Source organism: Cellulosimicrobium composti, assembly GCF_010287905.1.
In the GTDB taxonomy this organism is placed as follows: domain Bacteria; phylum Actinomycetota; class Actinomycetes; order Actinomycetales; family Cellulomonadaceae; genus Cellulosimicrobium; species Cellulosimicrobium composti.
Window position 1 is genome coordinate 18,125 of sequence record NZ_JAAFAN010000016.1, and the last position, 23,031, is coordinate 41,155.

19 protein-coding genes are annotated in these 23,031 nt (G+C 74.1%); 10 read left to right on the plus strand and 9 right to left on the minus strand.

All coding sequences use genetic code 11. From position 1 onward, the window contains the following. Positions 1–34: 34 nt before the first annotated feature. The 5 genes from secD to GYH36_RS06730 all read left to right on the plus strand — a co-directional run bounded on the left by secD (position 35) and on the right by GYH36_RS06730 (position 7,347). Positions 35–2,026, plus strand: coding sequence for a protein translocase subunit SecD (secD, locus tag GYH36_RS06710; protein ID WP_162289450.1), 1,992 nt, complete (start codon positions 35–37; stop codon positions 2,024–2,026). Beyond that, positions 2,026–3,144: a protein translocase subunit SecF gene (secF, locus tag GYH36_RS06715; protein WP_024839601.1), complete on the plus strand. Its 1,119-nt coding sequence runs from the start codon at positions 2,026–2,028 to the stop codon at positions 3,142–3,144. Before secD ends, secF begins: the two co-directional genes overlap by 1 nt. Beyond that, positions 3,141–3,746 carry an adenine phosphoribosyltransferase gene (locus GYH36_RS06720; protein ID WP_115942499.1) on the plus strand — a complete coding sequence of 202 codons (606 nt, stop codon included), beginning with the start codon at positions 3,141–3,143 and terminating at the stop codon, positions 3,744–3,746. The genes secF and GYH36_RS06720 overlap by 4 nt, the downstream gene beginning before the upstream one ends. A gap of 74 nt (positions 3,747–3,820) precedes the next feature. Next, positions 3,821–6,166, plus strand: coding sequence for a RelA/SpoT family protein (locus GYH36_RS06725; protein ID WP_162289451.1), 2,346 nt, complete (start codon positions 3,821–3,823; stop codon positions 6,164–6,166). Positions 6,167–6,240: 74 nt separating this feature from the next. Next, positions 6,241–7,347 carry an ATP-dependent DNA ligase gene (locus GYH36_RS06730; RefSeq protein ID WP_162289452.1) on the plus strand — a complete coding sequence of 369 codons (1,107 nt, stop codon included), beginning with the start codon at positions 6,241–6,243 and terminating at the stop codon, positions 7,345–7,347. A 77-nt stretch (positions 7,348–7,424) separates the two neighbouring features. Here GYH36_RS06730 and ligD read toward each other — a convergent pair whose 3' ends face one another. The 6 genes from ligD to GYH36_RS06760 form a co-directional block, all read right to left on the minus strand. Further along, positions 7,425–8,501, minus strand: coding sequence for a non-homologous end-joining DNA ligase (gene ligD, locus GYH36_RS06735; RefSeq protein WP_115942501.1), 1,077 nt, complete (start codon positions 8,499–8,501; stop codon positions 7,425–7,427). Between the two features lie 10 nt (positions 8,502–8,511). After that, a complete protein-coding gene (locus GYH36_RS06740; RefSeq protein WP_162289453.1) occupies positions 8,512–9,153 on the minus strand; it encodes a hypothetical protein in 642 nt (213 codons plus the stop codon). A gap of 88 nt (positions 9,154–9,241) precedes the next feature. Continuing rightward, complete coding sequence (locus GYH36_RS06745) at positions 9,242–10,537, minus strand: DUF349 domain-containing protein (RefSeq protein WP_162289454.1); 1,296 nt, start codon at positions 10,535–10,537, stop codon at positions 9,242–9,244. 192 nt (positions 10,538–10,729) lie between these two features. Next, on the minus strand, positions 10,730–11,218 hold the full coding sequence (locus GYH36_RS06750) for an SRPBCC family protein (RefSeq protein ID WP_162289455.1): 489 nt from the start codon (positions 11,216–11,218) through the stop codon (positions 10,730–10,732). Continuing rightward, positions 11,215–11,583, minus strand: coding sequence for an ArsR/SmtB family transcription factor (locus GYH36_RS06755; protein WP_162289456.1), 369 nt, complete (start codon positions 11,581–11,583; stop codon positions 11,215–11,217). The genes GYH36_RS06750 and GYH36_RS06755 overlap by 4 nt, the downstream gene beginning before the upstream one ends. Before the next feature lie 107 nt (positions 11,584–11,690). Further along, positions 11,691–13,070 carry a cryptochrome/photolyase family protein gene (locus tag GYH36_RS06760; protein WP_162289457.1) on the minus strand — a complete coding sequence of 460 codons (1,380 nt, stop codon included), beginning with the start codon at positions 13,068–13,070 and terminating at the stop codon, positions 11,691–11,693. Between the two features lie 51 nt (positions 13,071–13,121). Between GYH36_RS06760 and GYH36_RS06765 the strand changes: the two genes are divergently transcribed. Beyond that, complete coding sequence (locus tag GYH36_RS06765; RefSeq protein ID WP_162289458.1) at positions 13,122–14,768, plus strand: peptide MFS transporter; 1,647 nt, start codon at positions 13,122–13,124, stop codon at positions 14,766–14,768. A 21-nt stretch (positions 14,769–14,789) separates the two neighbouring features. Here GYH36_RS06765 and GYH36_RS06770 read toward each other — a convergent pair whose 3' ends face one another. Continuing rightward, positions 14,790–15,413, minus strand: coding sequence for a DoxX family protein (locus tag GYH36_RS06770; protein ID WP_162289459.1), 624 nt, complete (start codon positions 15,411–15,413; stop codon positions 14,790–14,792). A gap of 315 nt (positions 15,414–15,728) precedes the next feature. Here GYH36_RS06770 and ilvD (GYH36_RS06775) point away from each other — a divergent pair, with 315 nt between their 5' ends. Further along, entirely contained in the window at positions 15,729–17,594 is a 1,866-nt protein-coding gene (gene ilvD, locus GYH36_RS06775; RefSeq protein WP_024842121.1) for a dihydroxy-acid dehydratase, read from the plus strand. 60 nt (positions 17,595–17,654) lie between these two features. Here the strand turns inward: ilvD (GYH36_RS06775) and GYH36_RS06780 are convergent, their stop codons facing one another. Beyond that, on the minus strand, positions 17,655–18,233 hold the full coding sequence (locus tag GYH36_RS06780; RefSeq protein ID WP_151192091.1) for a hypothetical protein: 579 nt from the start codon (positions 18,231–18,233) through the stop codon (positions 17,655–17,657). Between the two features lie 83 nt (positions 18,234–18,316). On the opposite strand from GYH36_RS06780, the gene ilvD (GYH36_RS06785) reads away from it, so the two are divergent. The 3 genes from ilvD (GYH36_RS06785) to GYH36_RS06795 all read left to right on the plus strand — a co-directional run bounded on the left by ilvD (GYH36_RS06785) (position 18,317) and on the right by GYH36_RS06795 (position 21,601). Continuing rightward, a complete protein-coding gene (ilvD, locus tag GYH36_RS06785) occupies positions 18,317–20,017 on the plus strand; it encodes a dihydroxy-acid dehydratase (RefSeq protein ID WP_024842119.1) in 1,701 nt (566 codons plus the stop codon). 74 nt (positions 20,018–20,091) lie between these two features. After that, on the plus strand, positions 20,092–20,766 hold the full coding sequence (locus tag GYH36_RS06790) for a 4a-hydroxytetrahydrobiopterin dehydratase (RefSeq protein ID WP_024842118.1): 675 nt from the start codon (positions 20,092–20,094) through the stop codon (positions 20,764–20,766). 37 nt (positions 20,767–20,803) lie between these two features. Then, positions 20,804–21,601 (plus strand): hypothetical protein, encoded by a 798-nt coding sequence (locus GYH36_RS06795; RefSeq protein WP_162289460.1) that lies wholly within the window; start codon positions 20,804–20,806, stop codon positions 21,599–21,601. A 21-nt stretch (positions 21,602–21,622) separates the two neighbouring features. Here the strand turns inward: GYH36_RS06795 and GYH36_RS06800 are convergent, their stop codons facing one another. Next, entirely contained in the window at positions 21,623–22,945 is a 1,323-nt protein-coding gene (locus tag GYH36_RS06800; RefSeq protein ID WP_312028533.1) for a cytochrome P450, read from the minus strand. Positions 22,946–23,031 lie beyond the last annotated feature (86 nt).

Consider the following 23,031-nt stretch of genomic DNA (forward strand, 5'->3'; position numbering starts at 1 on the left):
GGCCCACCGCACACGCACGAGAAGAGACGGACAGTTGGCCACCAGCAGCACACGAGCGAGGCCCGTACGGACCCTCGTCACCCTGGGAATCCTTATCGTCGTCCTCTTCGGGTCCCTCTTCGCGGGCACGAAGCTCGACCCGAAGACCGAGGACAACCCGGGCGGGGCGAGCCTGACCCCGGGCCTCGCGCTCGATCTCGAGGGTGGCACGCAGATCATCCTGCAGCCCGTCACCACCGACGGCTCCCAGCCGACGGCCGAGGACATCAACCAGGCGATCAACGTCATCCGCCAGCGCATCGACGCGCAGGGCGTCTCCGAGGCGGAGATCACGAGCCAGGGGCAGAACAACATCGTCGTCGGCATCCCGGGACGCCCGTCCCAGGAGACGATCGACCTCGTCAGCACCTCGGCGCAGATGCGCTTCCGCCCGGTGCTCTCGGTCGGCATGCCCACGGCGACGCCGACCGACGAGACGGCTGACGAGGCCGCGGGCGAGGACGCCGCGGCCGACGAGGCGCCGGACGCCACGGAGTCGGCCGACGCGACCGCGTCGGACGACGCCGACGCCGCGACCGACGAGGCTGCCGACGCCCCGGCCGGCGAGTCGACGGACGCCCCGGCGGACGAGTCGACGGACGCCCCGGCCGAGACCACGCGCCCGGAGGACCCCAGCGACCTGTCGCAGATCACGCCCGAGCTGCAGGAGCAGTTCGACGCGCTCGACTGCACGCTCCCCGAGAACCTCGTGGGCGGCGACAGCGGCCCGACCGACAGCGCGTTCGTCGCGTGCGCCGACGACGGCACGGCCAAGTACATCCTCGGCCCGGTCGAGATCGAGGGCACGGACATCTCGAACGCCAACTCCGGCCTGCGCGTCGGTCAGAACGGCGTCGTGACGAACGAGTGGGTCGTCAACATCGAGTTCGACTCCGAGGGGACCAAGGCGTTCCGCGACGTCACGACGCGACTCACGTCGCTGCCGTCCCCGCAGAACCAGTTCGCGATGGTCCTCGACGGCCTCGTCATCTCCGCACCGGTCTCGCAGGTCGTCATCCCCGACGGCAAGGCCGAGATCTCGGGCAGCTTCACGCGCGACTCCGCGGCGACGCTCGCCAACCAGCTCAACTTCGGCTCGCTCCCACTGACGTTCGAGGTGCAGAGCCAGGAGCAGATCTCCGCGACGCTCGGCTCCGAGCAGCTCGAGAAGGGTCTGCTGGCCGGCGCGATCGGCATGCTGCTGGTCGTCATCTACTCGCTGTTCCAGTACCGCGTGCTCGGCCTGGTCACCGTCGCGTCGCTCGGCATCGCCGCCGTCGTCACGTACGGGGTCATCTCGGTCCTGTCGTGGACGATCGGCTACCGCCTGTCGCTCGCCGGCGTCGCGGGCCTCATCGTCGCGATCGGCATCACCGCGGACTCGTTCATCGTGTACTTCGAGCGCATCCGCGACGAGCTGCGCGACGGCCGCACGCTGAACTCCGCGGTCGAGAAGGGCTGGCAGCGCGCACGGCGCACGATCCTCGCGTCGGACGCCGTGAACTTCGTCGCCGCGATCGTCCTGTACTACCTGGCCGTCGGCGGCGTGCGCGGCTTCGCGTTCACGCTCGGCCTGACGACCCTGGTCGACCTCGTCGTCGTGTTCCTCTTCACGCACCCGCTCATGCAGCTGCTCGCCCGCACGAAGTTCTTCGCGAACGGGCACCCGGCCTCGGGTCTCGACCCGCGGCGGCTGGGCGTGCGGACGGCGCGGTACGCCGGTCGTGGGCGCGTCGTCGGCGCGACGGCGGCACCCGGCACGGCGGACGACACCACGCAGGACGCCCCGGCGCAGGACGCTCCCGCGCCCGAGCGCTCGGCGCCCGTGCGCGAGACGGTCGGCGCCGGCGTCGGCCGTGGGGACGGGCCCCGCATGACGATCGCGGAGCGCCGCGCGGCCGAGCGGCGAGCCGCCGCGCCGGCCGACGGCGCCGACGGGTCCCCGACCGCGGACGCGGCCGGCGACGAGAACGAGGAGAAGCACTGATGGCCAGCGGTTTCGCCCAGTGGGGCAACGACCTGTACACGGGCCGCCGGTCCTACGCCATCGTCGCGAAGCGGCGTGCCTACTTCGTGGTGGCGGCCGTGCTGGTCGTCCTGTCCCTCGGGATCATCGGCGTCCGGATCGCCGGCGACGGTCTCAACCTCGGGATCGAGTTCCGGGGCGGGTCCGAGTTCACCGTCTCGGGCGTCTCGGACACCTCGCAGCAGCCGGCGCTCGACGCCGTGGCGGCGGTCGCTCCGGAGGAGGTGCCGCGTGTCACGTCCGTCGGCGGCAGCACGGTGCGCGTCCAGACGGCGCAGCTGAGCAACGCCCAGGTCGAGCAGGTCGCGACGGAGCTCGCCGGTGCGTACGGGGTCGACGCGGGCGAGGTGACGAGCTCGTACATCGGCCCGACGTGGGGCAAGGACGTGTCCCAGAAGGCGCTCGTGGGCCTCGTCGTCTTCCTGCTCCTCGTGAGCCTCGTCATGACGGTCTACTTCCGCAACTGGCGCATGGCGCTCGCCGCGGTCATCGCGCTGTTCCACGACCTCGTCGTGACCGTGGGCATCTACGCGCTCATCGGCTGGGAGATCACCCCGGCGACGGTGATCGGCCTCCTGACGATCCTCGCGTACTCGATCTACGACACGGTCGTGGTGTTCGACAAGGTGCGCGAGAACACGGCGGGGGTGCTCGACCAGACGCGCTCCACGTACGCCGAGCGGGCGAACCTCGCGGTCAACCAGACGCTCGTGCGCTCGATCAACACGTCGGTCGTCGCGCTGCTGCCCGTCGCGGGCATCCTCTTCATCGGCGCGTTCCTGCTCGGCGCCGGCACGCTGCGCGACATCGCGCTCGCGCTGTTCGTCGGCATGGCCGTCGGCGCCTACTCGTCGGTGTTCCTCGCGACGCCGCTCGAGGTCGAGCTGCGCGAGCGCGAGAAGCCGATCCGCGACCACACGGCCAAGGTGCTCGCGCTCCGTGCCGAGCGCACGGAGACGTCGGGCGACGACGAGGACGCCGCCCTCGCCGCCGCGGGGGTCGCAGCGGGGTCGCGCCAGCTGCAGCCGGGAGCGCACCAGGGCAACAAGGCGCAGCCGCGCCGCCGTCGCCCCCGATGACGGACCCCGGTCCCACGCCGACCGGCGAGGTGGGCGGCCTGCGGGCCGCCGGCCTCGCCGGTCTCGGCGTGGAGCGCGCGAACCGCGTGCTCGAGCTCGTCCGGGCCGTCCCCGACTACCCGGGGCCGGGCATCACGTTCCGCGACATCACGGGTCTGCTCGCCGACGGCGACGCCTTCGGGCACGTCGTCGAGGCGCTCGGGGACGTCGTCCGCGCCGCAGGCGGGGTCGACCTCGTCGCGGGGATGGAGGCGCGCGGGTTCCTCGTGGGCGCTCCGCTCGCGACGCACCTCGGCGTCGGCTTCGTGCCGTTGCGCAAGGCGGGCAAGCTCCCGCCGCCCACCGACTCCGTGACGTACGACCTCGAGTACGGGACGGCCACGATCGAGCTGCGCGCGGGAACACTGCACCCCGGTGCGCGCGTTCTGGTGGTGGACGACGTCCTCGCCACGGGGGGCACGGCCGCCGCGGGCGCCGAGCTCGTCGAGCGCGGGGGCGGCGTCGTGGTCGGGATGGCCTTCCTCCTGGAGCTCGACGGACTGGGTGGTCGGGAGCGGCTCGCGGGCCGCGAGGTGACCACGCTCGTCCACGTCGAGTCGTAGGATTGCCACTCCGGTCGTCTCGGCTGGTCGTCGGCACGGTGTCGGCGGTGGTCGGCCTGCGGAAGGAGGCGCGCATGAGCGAGAACACCCGGACGTCGCGCGCCCCGGAGAAGTCGGGCCAGCAGCCCTCGTCCGGCTCGTCGGGTTCCGGCGGGCGGGGCGTGCGCTCGCGCCTCGTGCGGTTCGGCGCGCGGCCCAACGCGGGCAGCCCCGCCCTCGAGCCCGTGCTGCAGGCCGTGCGCACCAACCACCCGCGCACCGACCTCAGCGTGATCGAGCGCGCGTACGAGACGGCGGAGCGCGCGCACCGGGGCCAGCTGCGCAAGAGCGGCGACCCGTACATCACGCACCCGGTCGCCGTCGCGACGATCCTCGCCGAGCTCGGGTTCGACGGCTCGACGCTCGCCGCGGCGCTCCTGCACGACACGGTCGAGGACACCGAGTACTCGCTCGCCCAGCTCACCGAGGAGTACGGCGAGGAGATCGCCATGCTGGTCGACGGCGTCACCAAGCTGGACAAGGTGACGTACGGCGACGCGGCGCAGGCCGAGACCGTGCGCAAGATGGTCGTCGCGATGGCACGGGACATCCGCGTCCTCGTCATCAAGCTCGCCGACCGCCTGCACAACGCGCGCACGTGGAAGTACGTGTCGTCGGCGTCCGCGAGCCGCAAGGCCCGCGAGACCCTCGAGATCTACGCGCCGCTCGCGCACCGCCTCGGCATGAACACCATCAAGTGGGAGCTCGAGGACCTGTCGTTCCAGGCTCTCTACCCGAAGGTGTACGACGAGATCGTGCACCTCGTGGCGGAGCGCGCCCCGGCGCGCGAGGAGTACCTCGCCGTCGTGCGCGAGCAGGTCACGGCGGACCTGCGCAGCGCGAAGATCAAGGCGACCGTGACGGGCCGCCCGAAGCACTACTACTCGATCTACCAGAAGATGATCGTGCGCGGTCACGACTTCGCGGAGATCTACGACCTCGTCGGCGCGCGTGTCCTCGTGGACACCGTCCGGGACTGCTACGCGGCGCTCGGTGCGCTGCACGCGCGGTGGAACCCCGTGCCCGGGCGGTTCAAGGACTACATCGCGATGCCGAAGTTCAACATGTACCAGTCGCTGCACACGACGGTCATCGGTCCGGGCGGCAAGCCCGTCGAGATCCAGATCCGCACGCACGAGATGCACCGGCGCGCGGAGTACGGCGTCGCGGCGCACTGGAAGTACAAGGAGACCGCGAAGGCGGGCGGCAAGACGGCGAAGGACGACACCGCCGCGAACGACATGCGGTGGCTGCGCCAGCTCGTCGACTGGCAGCGCGAGACCGCGGACCCGGCGGAGTTCCTCGACTCGCTGCGGTTCGAGATCGGCGGCGCCGAGGTCTACGTCTTCACGCCCAAGGGCGACGTCATGGCGCTCCCGGCCGGCTCGACGCCGGTCGACTTCGCGTACGCGGTGCACACCGAGGTGGGGCACCGGACGATGGGCGCGCGCGTCAACGGCCGGCTCGTGCCGCTCGACTCGACGCTCGAGAACGGCGACTCCGTCGACGTGCTCACCTCGAAGTCGGAGAACGCCGGTCCGAGCCGCGACTGGCTCGCGTTCGTCAAGAGCCCTCGCGCGCGGAACAAGATCCGGCAGTGGTTCTCCAAGGAGCGCCGCGAGGAGGCCGTCGAGCACGGCAAGGACGCGATCGCCAAGGCGATGCGCAAGCAGAACCTGCCGATCCAGCGCCTGCTGTCGCACGAGTCGCTCGTCGCGCTCGCCAACGAGCTGCGCTTCGCGGACGTCACCGCGCTGTACGCCGCGATCGGCGAGGGGCAGGTCTCGGCCGCGAACGTCGTCTCCAAGCTCGTCCAGGCGATGGGCGGCGAGGAAGGCACGGTCGAGGACGTCGCCGAGACCGCGCGTCCCGGCCACACCGCGCGCCGCGTGCGCACGGGCGACCCGGGCGTCATGGTCAAGGGCGTCGACGACATCTGGGTCAAGCTCGCGAAGTGCTGCACCCCGGTGCCGGGCGACGAGATCATCGGCTTCATCACGCGCGGGCAGGGCGTGAGCGTGCACCGCGCGGACTGCGCGAACGTCGTGGGGCTGCGCAGCCAGCCCGAGCGCATCGTCGACGTCTCCTGGACGACGGGGAGCAACGCGATGTTCCTCGTCCAGATCCAGGTCGAGGCGCTCGACCGCGCGCGCCTGCTCTCCGACGTGACGCGGGTCCTGTCGGACAACCACGTGAACATCCTCTCGGCGACCGTCTCGACGACGAACGACCGCGTCGCGATGTCGCGGTTCGTGTTCGAGATGGCGGAGCCCGCGCACCTGGCCCAGGTGCTCAGCGCGGTCCGCAAGGTCGACGGCGTGTTCGACGTCTACCGGATCACCGGGACGAAGGCCGCCGAGGCGACCCAGCTCCCCGCCTGACGGCGGACACCCCGGGGCACGTCCCCGCGACGTGTCGTCGCGCACGGGTCACCGGCCGGTGGCAGCATCGCCCCATGGACCTGCCCGTCATGCCGCCCGTGCTGCCCATGCTCGCCAAGTCCGTGCCGGACGTGCCCGAGCCCGACGCGGTCGCCGGCGGGTACGTGTACGAGCCGAAGTGGGACGGCTTCCGCGCGATCGTCTACCGCGACGGGGACGAGGTGCGGCTCGACAGCCGCAACGCGCGCCCCATGGAGCGCTACTTCCCCGAGGTGGTCGAGGCGGTGCGCGCGGCGCTGCCCCCGCGCTGCGTGGTCGACGGCGAGATCGTCGTCGCGCAGGGCGGTCGCCTCGAGTTCGAGGTGCTCCAGCAGCGGATCCACCCGGCGGCCTCGCGGGTGCGGCTGCTCGCGGAGCAGACGCCCGCGGCGCTCGTCGTGTTCGACGTGCTCGCGCTCGGCGACGACGACCTCACGCACGAGCCGCTCGTGCGGCGCCACGAGGTGCTCGACTCGCTCGGCCTTGACGGCCCGGCCGTGCACGCGACGCCCCGCACGCGGGACGTCGCGGTGGCGCGTGACTGGTTCGACACGTTCGAGGGCGCGGGGCTCGACGGGGTCGTCGCGAAGCCGCTGGACGGGAGGTACCAGCCGAACAAGCGCGCGATGCTCAAGATCAAGCACGGGCGCGAGGCGGACGTCGTGCTCGCGGGGTACCGCCTGCACAAGACGTCGACGCCGGAGCGCCCGCTGCTGGGCTCGCTCCTGCTCGGGCTGTACGACGACGCGGGGCAGCTCCAGTTCGTCGGTGTCGCCGCGTCGTTCCCCGAGAAGCGCCGGGCGGCACTCGTCGCGGAGCTCGCGCCGCTCGTCGTCGAGCCCGGCACGCCGGACGCGGACGCGCACCCGTGGTCCGGGTGGGAGAACCCGGCGGGGGAGCGGATGCCGGGCGCGGTGTCGCGCTGGAGCTCGGGGAAGGACCTGTCGTTCACGCCGCTGCGGCCGGAGCGCGTCCTCGAGGTGGCGTACGACCACATGGAGGGGCACCGGTTCCGGCACACGGCGCAGTTCCGGCGCTGGCGCGAGGACCGCGATCCCGCCTCGTGCACGTACGAGCAGCTCGAGGAGCCGGTGCGGTACGACCTCACCGACATCCTGCCGGGCGCACCCGGCGTCGCGTGACCGCAGGCGGGCACGCGTGACGCCTGCCACCCCCGCGTGACCGCCGTCGGGCCCGCGGGTCGCGTCCTGGCGGACGGTCAAGTGTCGCGACGGGCGCGGTCCTTGCTCGGCTGCACCCGCTTGGGCTCGCCCGGCATCTTCGGGTACTCCGGCGGGTAGGGGAGGTCGCCCAGGCCGTGCTCGGCCTCGTCGCGGCGCGAGAGCTCGAGCGCGGGCTCGAGCGACGCGCCGGGGTCGTCGCGGTCGGCCCGCAGGGGGGCGAACAGGTCGCCCACCTCCGCGAACCGCGCCGGCATCGTCAGCACGTCGAAGTCGTCGGGGTGCACGTCGCCCAGCTCCTCCCAGCGCAGCGGGGCGGAGACCGTGGCGCGCTGGTTGGCGCGGATCGAGTACGCGGACGCGATCGTGCGGTCGCGTGCCATCTGGTTGTAGTCGACGAAGATCTTGGCGCCGCGCTCCTCCTTCCACCACTTGGTGGTCACCTGGTCCGGCAGCCGGCGCTCGAGCTCGCGCCCGATCGCGATCGTCGCGCGCCGCGCCGCGACGAAGTCCCACTCGGGCGAGACCGGCACGAAGACGTGGATGCCCCGCCCGCCCGACGTCTTCGGGTAGCCGGGGAGCCCGAGCTCGTCGAGCACCTCGCGCAGGTGCGGCGCCACGCGTACCGCGTCGTCGAAGTCGGTGCCGGGCTGCGGGTCGAGGTCGATGCGGAGCTGGTCGACCGCCTCGACGTCCGCGCTGCGCACCGGCCAGGGGTGGAACGTCAGCGTCCCGAGGTTGGCCGCCCACGCGACGACCGCGAGCTCGGTGGGGCAGACCTCGTCCGCCGTGCGGCCGCTCGGGAACGCGATGCGCGCGGTGCGCACGTAGTCGGGCGCGCCCTTCGGGATGCGCTTCTGGTAGAACGCGTCGCCCGTGTTGTCCGTGCGCGTGCTCATCCGCGCCCCCTCGAACACGCCCTTCGGCCAGCGCTCGAGCGTCGTGGGTCGGTCCAGCAGCGCGCCGAGGATCCCGTCGCCGACGCTGAGGAAGTACTGGACCACGTCGAGCTTGGTCACCCCGCGCGCGGGGAAGACGACGCGGTCGGGGCTCGTGACGCGCACCGTGCGTCCGGCGACCTCGAGCTCCACGGGCGGTGTCGTGGCTGCGGCCATGCCGACCAACCTAGACCGGGTCGTCCTCGGCGGCGAGCAGGGAGAGCACGTGCCGCGCCCGCGGCCGCTCCGGCCACCGGTGGCGCAGCTCGAGCGAGCGCGCGGCGGCGCGCACGTCGAGGTCGCACGCCGACCGTAGCCGCCGGAGGACCGCGAGAGCCGGACCGGTCTCGAGCCGGGTCGCCACGTCGAGCGCCGTCCGCACGACCGCGGTGACGAGCACCCCGGCGACCAGGACCGTCTCGTCGTGCAGCACGCTCGCCTGGCGCGGGGCGCGACCGCTGCGCGGGGCCGGGCGGTGCCGGCCCGACGGGTACACGACGTCGAGCACGCGCGGCGCGGGCGACCCGCACAGCACCCACGCGGCGGCCGCCCCGGCGAGCACCGTGCCGCGCGGCACGAGGTCGCGGACCGCGAGCGCGCGCAGCGTCGCCGTGACCGGCACGCCCGCGGGCGCGGCGACGTCGCCCCACAGCGCGACGAGCGCGCCGCGGTGCACGAGGTCCTGGAACGCGGCGGCGCCGCCGACGTCCGCCGGGGTCACGAGGGGGCCGACCTCGGCGGGGGCGGGGGGACCGAGCAGGCGCGCGAGGGCGGCGGCCGCGCCGTCGGCACGGGCGGGCGTCGGGGCGAGCGCAGGTGCGGCGGGCATCACCCCACCGTGCCGCATCCCCCGCGGGACGGGAAGGGGCCGGCACCCGTCTGTGGACGAGTGCCGGCCCCACCGAGGGCGAGAGGCGTCAGCCGCGCGAGTCCTCCGCCGCGCGCACGACCTGCTCGAGCCACGAGCGTCGCGCGGTGAGCGCGGTCTCGAGGTCCTTCACGGCGCGCTGGTCGCCACGGCTCTGCGCGGCCGCGAGGTCGGCCTCGAGCGCCTCGATCGCGGCCTCGAGCTGCGCCGCGGCCCCCTCGGCCCGCGCGCGCGTCTCGGGGTTGGTCCGCGTCCACTGCGCCTGCTCGGCGTCGCGGACCGCGTTCTCGACCGCGCGCAGGCGGCCCTCGACGCGCTGGAGGTCGCCGCGCGGCACGCGCCCGGCCTCCTCCCAGCGCTCCTGGATGTCGCGCAGCGCGCTCTTCGCGGCGGCGAGGTCCTTGACGGGGACGAGCGCCTCCGCCTCGACGAGCAGCGCCTCCTTGACCTGGAGGTTGGCCGCGTACTCCGCGTCGGTCGCCGAGTTCGCGGCGTCGCGCGCCTGGAAGAACGTGTCCTGCGCGGCGCGGAACCGGGCCCACAGCGCGTCGTCGTCCTTGCGGCTCGCCCGGCCCGCGGCCTTCCAGCGCGCCATGAGGTCGCGGTACGCACCCGCGGTGGGGCCCCAGTCGGTGCTCGACGACAGCGCCTCCGCCTCCGCGACGAGCTTCTCCTTGGCGGCCTTGGCGGCGGCGTTGCGCTGCTCGAGCTCCGCGAAGTAGTGCCGGCGCTCGCGGTCGAACGCGGTCCGCGCGTGGCTGAAGCGCTTCCAGAGCGCCTCCTCGCTCGCCCGGTCGATGCGCGGGCCCGTGCGCTGCGCCTCCTTCCAGCGCTCGAGCAGGGCGCGCAGCTCCTCGCCCGCGGGGCGCCACTGCATGCGGCTCGGGTCGGTCGCGGCGATCTTCTCCGCGGCCTCGATGATCTCGGTACGCGCCGCGAGCGCGGCGGCCTTGGCGGCGGCGCGCTCCGCCTCGAGCTGGCTGCGGCGCTCCGCCGCGGCGCCGCGCAGCGCGTCGACCCGCGCCCGCAGCCCGTCGAGGTCGCCCACCGCGGACGGCTCCGCGGTCTCCTCCGTGAGGCGCGCAAGCGTCTGGTCGATCTCCTTGACGGACAGGTCCGTGCTCGTGAGGCGGGCCTCGAAGAGCGCGACCTTCGCCTGCAGGTCGAGGTAGCGGCGCACGTACAGCGCGAGCGCCTCCTCGGTGCTGACGCCGGGGAACTGGCCGACGGTGCGCTCGCCCGCCTGCTCGCGGACGTAGACGGTGCCGTCCTCGTCCACGCGGCCGAACGCGGCGGCGGCCTTCGCCGCGGCGGAGTCGTCCGCGAGCGCCGGGACGACGGGCACCTCGGGCGCGGCCGCCGCCGGGGCCGGGGCGCCCGCGGGGGGGCGGGGGGCGGGGCCTCCCCCCCCCGGCCCCGCCGGGGGGGGCGGGCCCGGGGGACCACGACAGACGGGGCGGCGCCGCTGGTGGGCGCCGCCCCGTCGTCGTGGGCGCGGGTCCCGGCCTGGTCGGGACGTCCGGTGGGGCCCCGTCGCTCAGGACTCCGCGAGGATCTCGTCGAGCTGCTCGTAGCCCTCGCGGATCCCGACCTCCATGCCGCTCGAGACGAAGCCGTCGCGGCCCTCGAACGAGTCGACGAGCGACGTCGCGGTGAGGCGGCAGCGTCCGCCGGGCAGCTCCTCGAACTGGAGGCGGTCGAGCGACACCCCGTCGGGGAAGCCCTCGTAGGTGAACGTCTGGACGATGAGCTCGTCCGGGCGCACCTCGTGCACGCTGCCGAAGAACGCGTACTCGTTGCCGTCGGGGTCCACGTGGACGTAGCGGTAGGCGCCGCCGGTGCGCACGTCCCAGTGCTCGGTGCGCTGGGTGAGGTTGCGCGGGCCGTTCCAGCGCGCGAAGAGGTCCGGGTCGACGTGGGCCCTGAAGACCTTCGCGACGGGCGCGTCGAACTCGCGCACGATGCGCACGATCGGGAGGTCCGTGGGGACGACGATCTCGGTCTCGTGGGTGCCGGTGGTGGTCATGGTGCTGCTCCTGTCGTCGGGTCGTTCTCGGTGGTGCCCGGTTGGTCGGGCAGGTCGCGCAGGACGTCGTCGAGGCGGCGGTACCGCTCCTCGGCCTCACGCCGGTAACGCTCGATCCACGCCGTCATGAGATCGAGGACCTCCGCCTCGAGGTGCACGGGGGCGCGCCGGGCGTCCGTCGTGCGGGTCACCAGTCCGGAGTCCTCGAGCACCCGCAGGTGCTTGGACACCGCCTGGACGGACATGTCGTACGGCCGGGCGAGCTCGCCCACGCTGGCGTCTCCCGACGCGAGCCGGGCCACCATGTCGCGGCGCGTGGGGTCGGCGAGCGCCGAGAACACGCGCGAGAGCGGGTCGGCCGTCACAGGACCTCCTTCGCGGCGCCCGGGTCGGACGCCTCTTCTCAACTGATCGGTTGACTAAGACGCTACGCCCGCCCTCGGCGCTGGTCAACCGTTCGGTTGAAAAAAGGTCAGGAGCGCCGGGCTCGCTCGAAGTCGTCGAGCGACACCCGGCGCTCGACGGCGTGGTCGACGATCCGCTCGGGGTAGCCCGCGGGCCGCTCGCGGAGCGTCCACGGCTCGTGGACGGCCCGGCCCTCGACGCCGCGCAGCTCCGGCACCCAGCGGCGCACGTACGTGCCGTCGGGGTCGAACTTCCGTGCCTGCGTCACCGGGTTGAAGATCCGGAAGAAGGGCGACGCGTCGCGCCCCGTCCCGGCGACCCACTGCCAGTTGAGCTGGTTCTGCGCGACGTCGCCGTCGGCGAGGTGCGCCATGAAGTGCGCCGCGCCGCGCTGCCAGCGCACGTGCAGGTCCTTGACGAGGAACGACGCGACGACCATCCGGACCCGGTTGTGCATCCACCCCTCGCCGAGGAGCTGGCGCATGCCCGCGTCGACGAGGGGGTAGCCCGTGCGGCCGGCGGCCCACGCGGCGAGGTACGCGTCCTCGTCCGCGCCCTCGGCCCACGCGTCCTCGGGCACGACCGGGCGCAAAGACCGGTGCGCGGCGTCGGGGTGGTGGAACAGGACGTCGGCATGGAACTCGCGCCACGCGAGCTCCGACCGGTACGCGAGCGCGTCGTCCGACGGCACGAGCCCGTCGTGCAGCGCGCTCCGCACGTCGGCGAGCAGCGTGCGGGGATGGAGCTCGCCCCACTTGAGCGGGATCGACATGCCCGACGTCGCGGGCCGGTCCGGGCGGTCGCGCTCGGTCGCGTAGCCCGCCAGCCGGTCGGCGACGAACTCGTGCCACCGTCGGCGCGCGGCCGCCTCGCCCGCCGCCGGCAGGTGCGCGTCCGTCCCCGGGTCCGGCGGGACGCCGTCGGAGCGCAGCGTCGCCCACGGGATCTCGCGCGGGCGCGGCACCGGGTCGCGCCAGCCGTGCGCGACCCAGGCCTCGCGGAACGGCGTGAACACCTGGAACGGCGTCCCCGTGCGCGTGAGCACGCGCCCCGGCGCGACGGCGTACGGCGAGCCCGTGCGCACGAGGCGCGCGCCGGCGTCGGGCAGCGCGGCCTCGACCGCCTCGTCGCGCGCGACGCCGTACGGCTCGTACGACGCCGCGACGTGCACCTCGGCGGCGCGCGTCTCGCGCGCGACCGCGGGCACGACCTCGCGCGGGTCGCCGTGGCGGACCACGAGCCTGCCGCCCGTGGCCTCGTCCAGCGCGGCGAGGCTGCGCGCGAGGTAGGCGCGGCGCGACCCGCCGGCGGCACCCCACAGCGCCGGGTCCAGCACGTAGAGCGCCGCGACCTCGTCGCCGGCGGCGCGCGCGGCCTCGACCGCGGCGACGAGCGCGGGGTTGTCGGCGAGGCGCAGGTCGCGTCGGCACCACCAGAGGGTCGGCATCCGGCCACGCTAACGGTCGCCGGTCCGGCACGCCGGTGGGAGCATCGCAGGATGGACGGTGACGACCCGAAGGGGCAGGAGGACGCGGGACGCCGCGGCCTCGGGCGCGAAGGACGGACGGAGCCGGACCCCGGCGCGCCCCCCGTCGGCCCGGGCACGGCGGCGGTCGTCGGCGCGTCGCAGGACGAGGGCCCGGTGGGCCCGGCGGCGGGGGCGATCGAGGGCGACCACGCGTTCTTCGGGCACCCCCGCGGGCTGCTGACGCTCTTCACCACGGAGCTGTGGGAGCGGTTCAGCTACTACGGGATGCGCGCGATCCTGCTCTTCTACCTCACGGACACCGTCGCGAACGGCGGCCTGGGGATCGCGGAGACGACGGGCCTCGCCCTCGTCTCGATCTACGGCACGAGCGTCTACCTGCTGTCCGTCGTGGGCGGGTGGCTCGCCGACCGCGTGATCGGCTCGCGGCGCTCCGTCCTGTACGGCGGCATCATCATCGCGGCCGGCCACGTGAGCCTCACGATCCCCGGTGCCGGGTTCTCGATGGTCGGCATCGCGCTCGTCGCGCTCGGCACCGGCCTGCTCAAGCCCAACGTGTCCTCGATGGTCGGGGAGCTCTACGCGCGCGACGACCCGCGGCGCGACTCCGGCTTCTCGATCTTCTACATGGGCATCAACATCGGCTCGTTCGTCGCGCCCTTCCTCGTCGGCGCCGCGCGCGCCTGGGGCGGCTACCACGCCGGCTTCGCCGTCGCCGCGGTCGGCATGGCGGTCGCGCTCGTGTTCTTCGTCGCGGGCCGGCGGTTCCTCGGCGAGGCGGGCGCGCACGTGCCGAACCCGGTCCGCCCCGAGGAGCGCGCGAAGATCGCGCGCATCTTCGCGCTCATCGCGGCGGGCGTCGTGGTCGTGGGGCTCGTCGCCGTCCTCATCTCGGGCGGGTTCGACATCACGACGTTCATCGACACGATGTCCTACCTCGCGTTCCTCGCGCCCATCGCGTACTTCGTCGTCATGTACCGCTCGCCGCGCGTCACCGACGCGGAGCGCCCGCGCGTCATCGCCTACATCCCGCTGTTCGTCGCGGCGATGCTGTTCTGGATGATCTTCGAGCAGGCCGCCACGACGCTGTCCGCGTTCGCGAAGGACCGCACCCAGCTGAGCATCTTCGGCATCGGCATCAGCCCGGAGTTCTTCCAGTCCGTGAACCCGCTGTCGATCATCCTGCTGGCGCCGGTGTTCGCGTGGATCTGGATCAAGACCGGCGACCGCCCGACGACGGCCAACAAGTTCGCGATCGGCCTCGCGCTCGCGTCGGTGTCGTTCCTCTTCCTCGCCGCGGCGTCGGCCGTCGTCGGCGACGGCAAGGCGCCCGCGTGGGTGCTCGTGCTCGTCTACGTGATCCAGACGCTCGGCGAGCTGTGCCTGTCTCCGGTGGGCCTCGCCGCCACGACGCTGCTCGCGCCGAGGGCCTTCCGGTCGCAGGCGATGGCGCTGTGGTTCCTCGCGCCCGCGGCGGGCCAGGCGATCACGGCCCAGGTCGTGCAGGTCACCGAGGGCGCCTCGGACACCGCGTACTTCGGCAGCATCGGCGCCGTGACGCTCGTGTTCGCGCTCGCGCTGTTCGCGCTCGCGCCGTGGGTCACGCGGCACATCCGCCACGCCGACGAGCTCGAGGGCGCGCACACGGCCGGGGCCTGACCGGCCCCGGCCGCGCGCGGGTCAGCGCAGCCAGGGCGCCCGACGGACGGCGGGCAGCGCGGCCCAGCGGCGCCCGAGCCCCCACGTGTCGCCCGCGAGCGTCGTCGCGAGCACGGCGAGCACGAGCACCACGAGGACGTGCTGGTCGACGACGGGGTTGGTGGAGCCGGGCGAGAACGGCCACTGCGACAGCCACAGCAGGACGAACAGCAGACCGCCGCTCACCGCGGCCGCGCGCAGCCCGACGCCCAGCAGGAGCGCGAGGCCCACGCCCAGCAGGCCGAGCATGAACAGCCAGTCGGTGACGGGCCCGGACGTCGCGGTGAACGCGCCCGCGAGCGGCCCCTGGACGCCGTGCTCGAGGTACCCCTGGGTGGGGGCGGCGCCGGCGAGCCACGCGCGCTCGCGCGGCGTCGCGTACCCGAGCCCGAGGAGCTTGTCCGCGAACGGCCAGAGGAAGACGACGGCGGTGCCGACGCGAGCGAGCGCGAGGGCGACGCGGGCGGGCGCGCGCGTGACGACGTCGTGCTGCGTGACGGGACCGGCCGGAGCGCGGCGGGGTGCGGGCGACGCGCCGGGCGACGCGCCGGGCGACGCGCCGGGCGACGCGCCGGGCGGCGCGGTGCGAGCGGTGGACGTGGACATGAGGTGCCCCCTCGGGTGTGCGGTCTGAGGAACGGCCGGCGCCGGGGCCCCGCGGGCTGCGCCGCGCGGTGCCGCTCGTCGTCGAGAGCCGCGGCGGTCCCCGGCCGTGCGTGCCCGACCACGGTGGCAGGGGCGGATCCGGCGGTTCAACCCTTACGTCCGGATCGCGTGGACATCACGTAGCCCCGCTACGGCTACGTACGTACCGCGACGACCACGAGGCGGACGCCTCGCCCGCGGCCGTGCCGGGAGGCGTAATGTGACCCGGCGGCCGGAGGATCGGTCGCGGCCCCCCGTCGAAGGAGCTGACCCGGAATGAGCCGCCCGCTGCGCTCTCGGACATCCACCCACGGCCGCAACATGGCCGGTGCCCGCGCCCTGTGGCGCGCGACCGGCATGGGCGCCGACGACTTCGGCAAGCCGATCATCGCGATCGCGAACTCGTACACGCAGTTCGTCCCCGGCCACGTGCACCTCAAGGACATGGGCGACCTCGTCGCGTCCGCGATCCGCGAGGCGGGCGGCGTGTCCAAGGAGTTCAACACCATCGCCGTCGACGACGGCATCGCGATGGGCCACGGCGGCATGCTCTACTCGCTGCCGAGCCGCGACCTCATCGCCGACTCCGTCGAGTACATGGTCAACGCGCACTGCGCCGACGCGCTCGTGTGCATCTCCAACTGCGACAAGATCACGCCCGGCATGCTCAACGCGGCGCTGCGGCTCAACATCCCGGTGATCTTCGTGTCCGGCGGGCCCATGGAGGCCGGCAAGGCGGTCGTGGCCGACGGCGTCGCCAGGACCCCCCTCAACCTCGTCAACGCGATCAACTACTCGGCCGACGACGACGTGTCGGACGCCGCGCTCGCGCAGGTCGAGGAGAACGCGTGCCCCACGTGCGGGTCGTGCTCGGGCATGTTCACCGCGAACTCGATGAACTGCCTCACCGAGGCGCTCGGCCTGTCCCTGCCGGGCAACGGCTCGACGCTCGCGACGCACGCCGCGCGCAAGGAGCTCTTCCTCGAGGCGGGCCGCACGATCGTCGAGCTCGCCAAGCGCTACTACGAGGACGAGGACGACTCCGTCGCGCCGCGCTCCATCGCGACCAAGGCGGCGTTCTCCAACGCGATGGCGCTCGACGTCGCGATGGGCGGCTCGACCAACACCGTGCTGCACATCCTCGCCGCGGCCCAGGAGGCCGAGGTCGACTTCGACCTCACCGACATCGAGCGCATCAGCCGCCGCGTCCCGTGCCTGTCGAAGGTCGCGCCGAACCACCCGAGCTTCCACATGGAGGACGTGCACCGCGCCGGCGGCATCCCCGCGCTCCTCGGTGAGCTCGACCGCGCCGGCCTGCTCGACCACGACGTCACGAGCGTCCACACGCCGACCCTGCGCGAGTGGCTCGACGACTGGGACGTCCGCGGCGGCAAGGCGACCGACCGCGCCGTCGAGCTCTTCCACGCCGCCCCCGGCGGGGTGCGCACGACGCAGGCGTTCTCGACGTCGAACCGGTGGGAGTCGCTCGACACGGACGCGGCGAACGGCTGCATCCGCGACCTCGAGCACGCGTACACCGCGGAGGGCGGCCTCGCCGTGCTGCGCGGCAACCTCGCCGAGGACGGCGCCGTGTTCAAGACCGCCGGGGTCGACCCGGACGTCTTCCACTTCGTCGGGACGGCGCTCGTCTGCGAGTCGCAGGACGAGGCCGTCGAGAAGATCCTCACCAAGCAGGTCCAGCCCGGCCACGTCGTCGTCGTGCGCTACGAGGGCCCCGCGGGCGGCCCCGGCATGCAGGAGATGCTGTACCCGACGTCGTTCATCAAGGGCCGCGGCCTCGGCAAGGTCACCGCGCTCATCACCGACGGCCGCTTCTCCGGCGGGTCGTCGGGCATCTCCGTCGGCCACGTCTCGCCCGAGGCCGCCGCGGGCGGCGTGATCGGCCTCGTCGAGGACGGCGACGAGATCGAGATCGACGTCGACACGCGCCTCATCCGCCTCAACGTGCCGGACGACGTGCTCGCCGAGCGCCGCGCCAAGATGGAGGCGCGCGAGAACCCGTGGCAGCCCGTCGACCGCGACCGCTACGTCTCGCCGGCGCTCCAGGCGTACGCCGCGATGGCCACGTCCGCCGACCGCGGCGCCGTGCGCGACGTGTCGCTCATCAAGCGCGGCCGCTGAACCCGACGACGACGGGCCCGCACCTGACGAGGTGCGGGCCCGTCGTCGGTACCCGGTGCGTCAGCACTCCTCCTGCGACTGCTCGCCGATCCGCCACCTCGTGCCGTCGGGGACCATGACCGCGCTGCCGCAGCTTCCGCTCGCGTACACGACCCCGAGCACGACGGCGTCGGGGCGCTCCTCGCGCACCTGGATCTCGACGTCGGCCACGGAGCCCAGCGCGGCGTACAGCGCGGCGGTCGTGGTCACCATCGACGCGCAGTCGGTGATCCCCGGCCAGCCCTGCGCCGTCATCTCCGCGACCATCCGGTCCACGAGCGCGGGCTCCATGTAGCCGCACGCGACCTCGACGTCCGGGGCCCGGCTCGCGGCGAGCCACGCGCGGAACGCCTCCTCGGGCGACTCGGCGGCGCCGGCGTCGTCGGACGCGGGCGGCTCCTCGGTCTCGGTCGGCTCCGTCGCGGGAGGCTCCGAGGGGGAGGTTCGCGACGTCGGGGTGGTCGTGGTCGTGGCGTCGTCCGGAGGCGCCGGGGCGGTGCACGCCGTCGTGGCGGCGACGACGAGGGCGACGAGGAGCGCGAGGGACCGGGGGCGGCGGGCGGCGCGCGGACGGGCGCCGTGCGGGGCTGCGGGAGTCACGGACGGCATCCTGCCGCACCGGGCGTGCCGGGGAGCCCGTGCGTCGTCGTGGCCCAGGTCACGCCCGGAGGTGATACTCGGGTATGACCACCGAACAGTTCGACCTCAAGCCGCGCTCCCGCCAGGTCACGGACGGCCTGGAGGCGACGGCGTCGCGCGGGATGCTCCGCGCCGTCGGGATGGGCGACGAGGACTTCGGCAAGCCGCAGATCGGCATCGCGAGCTCGTGGAACGAGATCACGCCGTGCAACCTGTCGCTCGACCGGCTCGCGCAGGGCGCCAAGGAGGGCGTGCACGCGGGCGGCGGCTACCCGCTGCAGTTCGGGACGATCTCCGTCTCCGACGGCATCTCGATGGGCCACGAGGGCATGCACTTCTCGCTCGTGAGCCGCGACGTCATCGCGGACTCGGTCGAGACGGTCGTCCAGGCGGAGCGGCTCGACGGGACCGTGCTGCTCGCCGGGTGCGACAAGTCGCTCCCCGGGATGCTCATGGCCGCGGCGCGGCTGGACCTCGCGAGCGTGTTCCTCTACGCGGGCTCGATCATGCCGGGTTGGGTCAAGCTGTCCGACGGCACGGAGAAGGACGTCACGCTCATCGACGCGTTCGAGGCCGTCGGCGCGTGCGCGCGCGGGCTCATGAGCCGGGAGGACGTGGACCGCATCGAGCGCGCCATCTGCCCCGGCGAGGGTGCGTGCGGCGGCATGTACACGGCGAACACGATGGCGTCGGTCGCCGAGGCGATGGGCATGTCGCTGCCCGGCTCGGCGGCTCCGCCCTCGGCGGACCGGCGCCGGGACGCGTTCGCGCACCGCTCGGGCGAGGCCGTCGTCAACCTGCTGCGGCTCGGCATCACGGCGCGCGACGTCATGACCAAGGAGGCGTTCGAGAACGCGATCGCCGTCGTCATGGCGTTCGGCGGGTCGACCAACGCGGTGCTGCACCTGCTCGCGATCGCGCACGAGGCCGAGGTCGACCTCACGCTCGCCGACTTCGACCGGGTCGCGAGCCGCGTGCCGCACCTCGGCGACCTCAAGCCGTTCGGGCGCTACGTCATGAACGACGTCGACCGGATCGGGGGAGTGCCCGTCGTCATGAAGGCGCTGCTCGACGCCGGGCTGCTGCACGGCGACGCGCTCACCGTCACGGGTCGCACCGTCGCGGAGAACCTCGCCGACATCGACCCGCCGGACCCGGACGGCAAGATCCTGCGGGCGCTCGACGATCCCATCCACCACACCGGGGGCATCACGATCCTGCACGGGTCGCTCGCGCCCGAGGGGGCCGTCGTGAAGTCCGCCGGGTTCGACGAGGACGTGTTCGAGGGCACCGCGCGCGTCTTCGAGCGCGAGCGCGCGGCGCTCGACGCCCTGGAGGACGGCACGATCACGGACGGGGACGTCGTCGTCATCCGGTACGAGGGGCCCAAGGGCGGCCCGGGCATGCGCGAGATGCTCGCCATCACGGGCGCGATCAAGGGCGCGGGGCTCGGCAAGACGGTCCTGCTGCTCACCGACGGCCGCTTCTCGGGCGGCACGACCGGCCTGTGCGTCGGCCACGTCGCACCCGAGGCGGTCGACGGCGGCCCGATCGCGTTCGTGCGCGACGGCGACCGGGTCCGGCTCGACGTCGCGAGCAAGACGCTCGACCTGCTCGTCGACGCGGACACGCTCGCCGCGCGCCGCGACGGGTGGGCGCCGCTGCCGCCGACGTTCACGCGCGGGGTGCTCGCGAAGTACGCCAAGCTCGTCCAGTCGGCGTCGCGCGGCGCGATCCTCGAGTAGCCGGGCACGCGCGGGTGTCGCCGGCGCCCGCTAGCGTGGTCGGAGCACCGCAGCGACGCACACCGGAGGCCGGCATGACCGAGACCGCGGACGACCGCATCACCGCTCGGCAGTTCCACGACAGCGACGGCGTCGAGGACTGGCGGGTCCTCCTCGGCACGGTCCAGGCGCTGTACCGGACGGGGTCGTTCACGGCCGGGGTCGAGCTCGTCGACGCGATCGGCGAGCTCGCGGAGGCGGCGAACCACCACCCGGACGTCGACCTGCGCTACGGCACCGTGACGGTGCGGCTCACGTCCCACGACGTCGGCGGGATCAGCCACCGCGACGTCGCGCTCGCGCGGCAGATCTCCGCCGCGGCGCGCGAGCTCGACCTGCGGCCGGACCCGACGGCGGTGCAGAGCCTGGAGATCGCGGTCGACACGCTCGTCGGCACCGCGGTCCAGCCGTTCTGGCGCGCCGTCCTGGGCTACGACGAGGGCGCCCCGGGGCTCCCGGCCCCCGACCTGCACGACCCGACCGCGCACGGTCCGGCGTTCTGGTTCCAGCAGATGGACGCGCCGCGCGAGCAGCGCAACCGGATCCACGTCGACGTGACGGTGCCGCACGACGTCGCCGAGCGGCGCGTCACCGCGGCGATCGCGGCAGGCGGGCACCTGGTCTCGGACCGCCGGGCTCCCGCGTTCTGGGTGCTCGCCGACGCCGAGGGCAACGAGGCGTGCGTGTGCACGTGGCAGGCGCGCGACTGACCGGCACCCCGTCGAGGCGGTCTGAGAGGCTGTCCGGATGATCCCCTCCCGCACACGACCCCCGCGCGGTCGTGCGACGGCGCTCGTCGTCGCCCTCACCGCGGCCGCGACGCTCGCCGCGTGCTCGACGGCCGGCCCGGACCCAGAGCCGTCCACCCCGCCGCCGAGCGCGTCGACGGCCACCGACGCGACCGAGGCGCCGACCGAGGATCCGACCGACGAGCCGACGGAGGACGCCGCCGACCCGCTCGCGGACCGGCCCACGGAGCCGCCCGCCCAGGCGGTCGACGCGGGCACGGTCGCGGCGGGCGCGCCCGCCACGGCGAGCGGGACGGGCAGCGCCGCCGTGACGTTCGTGCGCGACGGCGAGTTCGCCGTCGTCGTGCACCTCGACTGCGGCGACTGCGCGCAGACCCGGGCCTTCATGGCGCCGACCGAGGTCACCCCGTACCCCGGCACGCTCGGCGAGGCGACCGGGTCGTACCTCATGGACGTGTTCGAGGACTCGGACCCGCGGCAGTCGATCTGGCTCGAGACGACGGGGGACTGGTCGGTCCGGCTCGAGAGCTGGAACGACCTGCCGCCCGTGACGGGCGCGCAGCAGGGCACGGGCTCGACGGTCCTGCGCCTCGACGGCACGGCCACGAGCGCAGAGGTGTCCTGGACGCCCGCGGGTCAGGGCGACTCGTTCCAGGGACGGTACTTCGGCGTCACGCGCGAGGCGTCGCGCATGTTCGGCGACTCGGAGGCGTTCACCGAGACGATCGACCTCGCGCTGCCCGGTGTCCTGGCCGTGAAGACGGCGGGCACGTGGAGCGTCACGCCGCAGGGCTGACGCCCCGCGTCCGTGCGGTGGTCAGGCGCGCGCGACGACGAGCTCGTCGTACCCGGGCACGAGGACCCGCCGCTTGGCGCGGCGCGACACGACGCGCAGGGGCACGCCGTCGTCCCACAGCGCGTGCAGCAGCGCGGCGATCTCGGCGCGTGCGAGCGCGGCCCCGAGGCACAGGTGACGCCCGGCGCCGAACCAGAGCTGGCGGGTCTCGCGCACGTAGGGGCGGTCCGCGCGGAACGGGCCGACCCCGGCGTTGGCCGCCCACGTGAGGATCATGACGCGCTCCCCGGCGCGCAGCGTGCGGCCCGCGACCTCGACGTCCGCCGACACGCCACGGCCGATGACGGAGGCGGGGCTCGTCACGCGCAGGCCCTCGCGGACCGCGTTCTCCACGACGTCGGGCTCGCCCGCGGCGCGCACGACCGGACGGGCGCGCTCGTCGGCCAGGAGGCGCAGCAGCCGGTGCTGCTCGCCCGTGTCGACGAGGAGCGCGGTCGTGCGAGCCATCGCGGACGCCGACGTCTCCGTGCCCGCGACCATGAGCAGGCTCGCGAGCCCCGTCGTCTCCTCCAGCCCGAGGCCGAGCTCGCGGCACCGGCCGAGCAGGCGGTCCGCGGGCGCGTGCCGCCAGCCGTCGGGCACGCCCCGCGTGAGCTCGGCGACGATCTCCCGCGCGGCCGCGACCTGCCCGGCCGAGAGGTAGGTCGAGCCCGCGCTGCCGAGCGCGATGGACGCGAGGCGCTCGCCCGTCGCGAAGGCCGCGAGCGCGTCGTCGTCGCTCGGCACGGCGTCCGTGCCGCCGGGCGACGACGCCCCGCCGGGCGTGGGGATGCCGAGCAGGGAGATCATCATGCGGCCCACCAGTTCGCGGGCGAGCCTGCCGACGTCGACCGTCCCGCCGGCGGCGAGCGTCGCGCGCGCCTCGTCCAGGGCGGCCGACCACGCGCCGTCGACGAGCGCCGCGGCGCTCGCCTCCGTGAACAGCTCGCGCGAGCGCGTGCGCAGGTCGTGGTGGCCCGGGCCGTCGAACAGGTCGAGGACCCAGTCGCCGAGGATCTGCGCCCACAGGTGACCGACCCCGCCCTCGCCGACGATCGTGAAGTGCCGGTGGTCGGTGAGGACGCGCCGCCCGACCGTCGGGTCCGCGGTCACCCAGCCGAGCCCCGGCACCTTGCGCAGCCCGCCCCGGCCGTCGCGCCGCGGCCCGGCGACCGCGCCGCCCGCGAGGAGGACGCCCGCCATCGCGGGGCGGGCGGCGGCGAGCACGCGCAGCTCCTGGTGCGTGGTGGGCACGACGCGTCGGCGCTCCGTGGTCGTGGTGGCGGGGGTCGTCGTGGCGGTCACCGGGTCAGTCTGGCGCACGCGACGCCTCCGGAGCCCCGCGGACGCACGCCTGTGGATGGGCAGTTCACCCCATCGGGCCGTGTGGA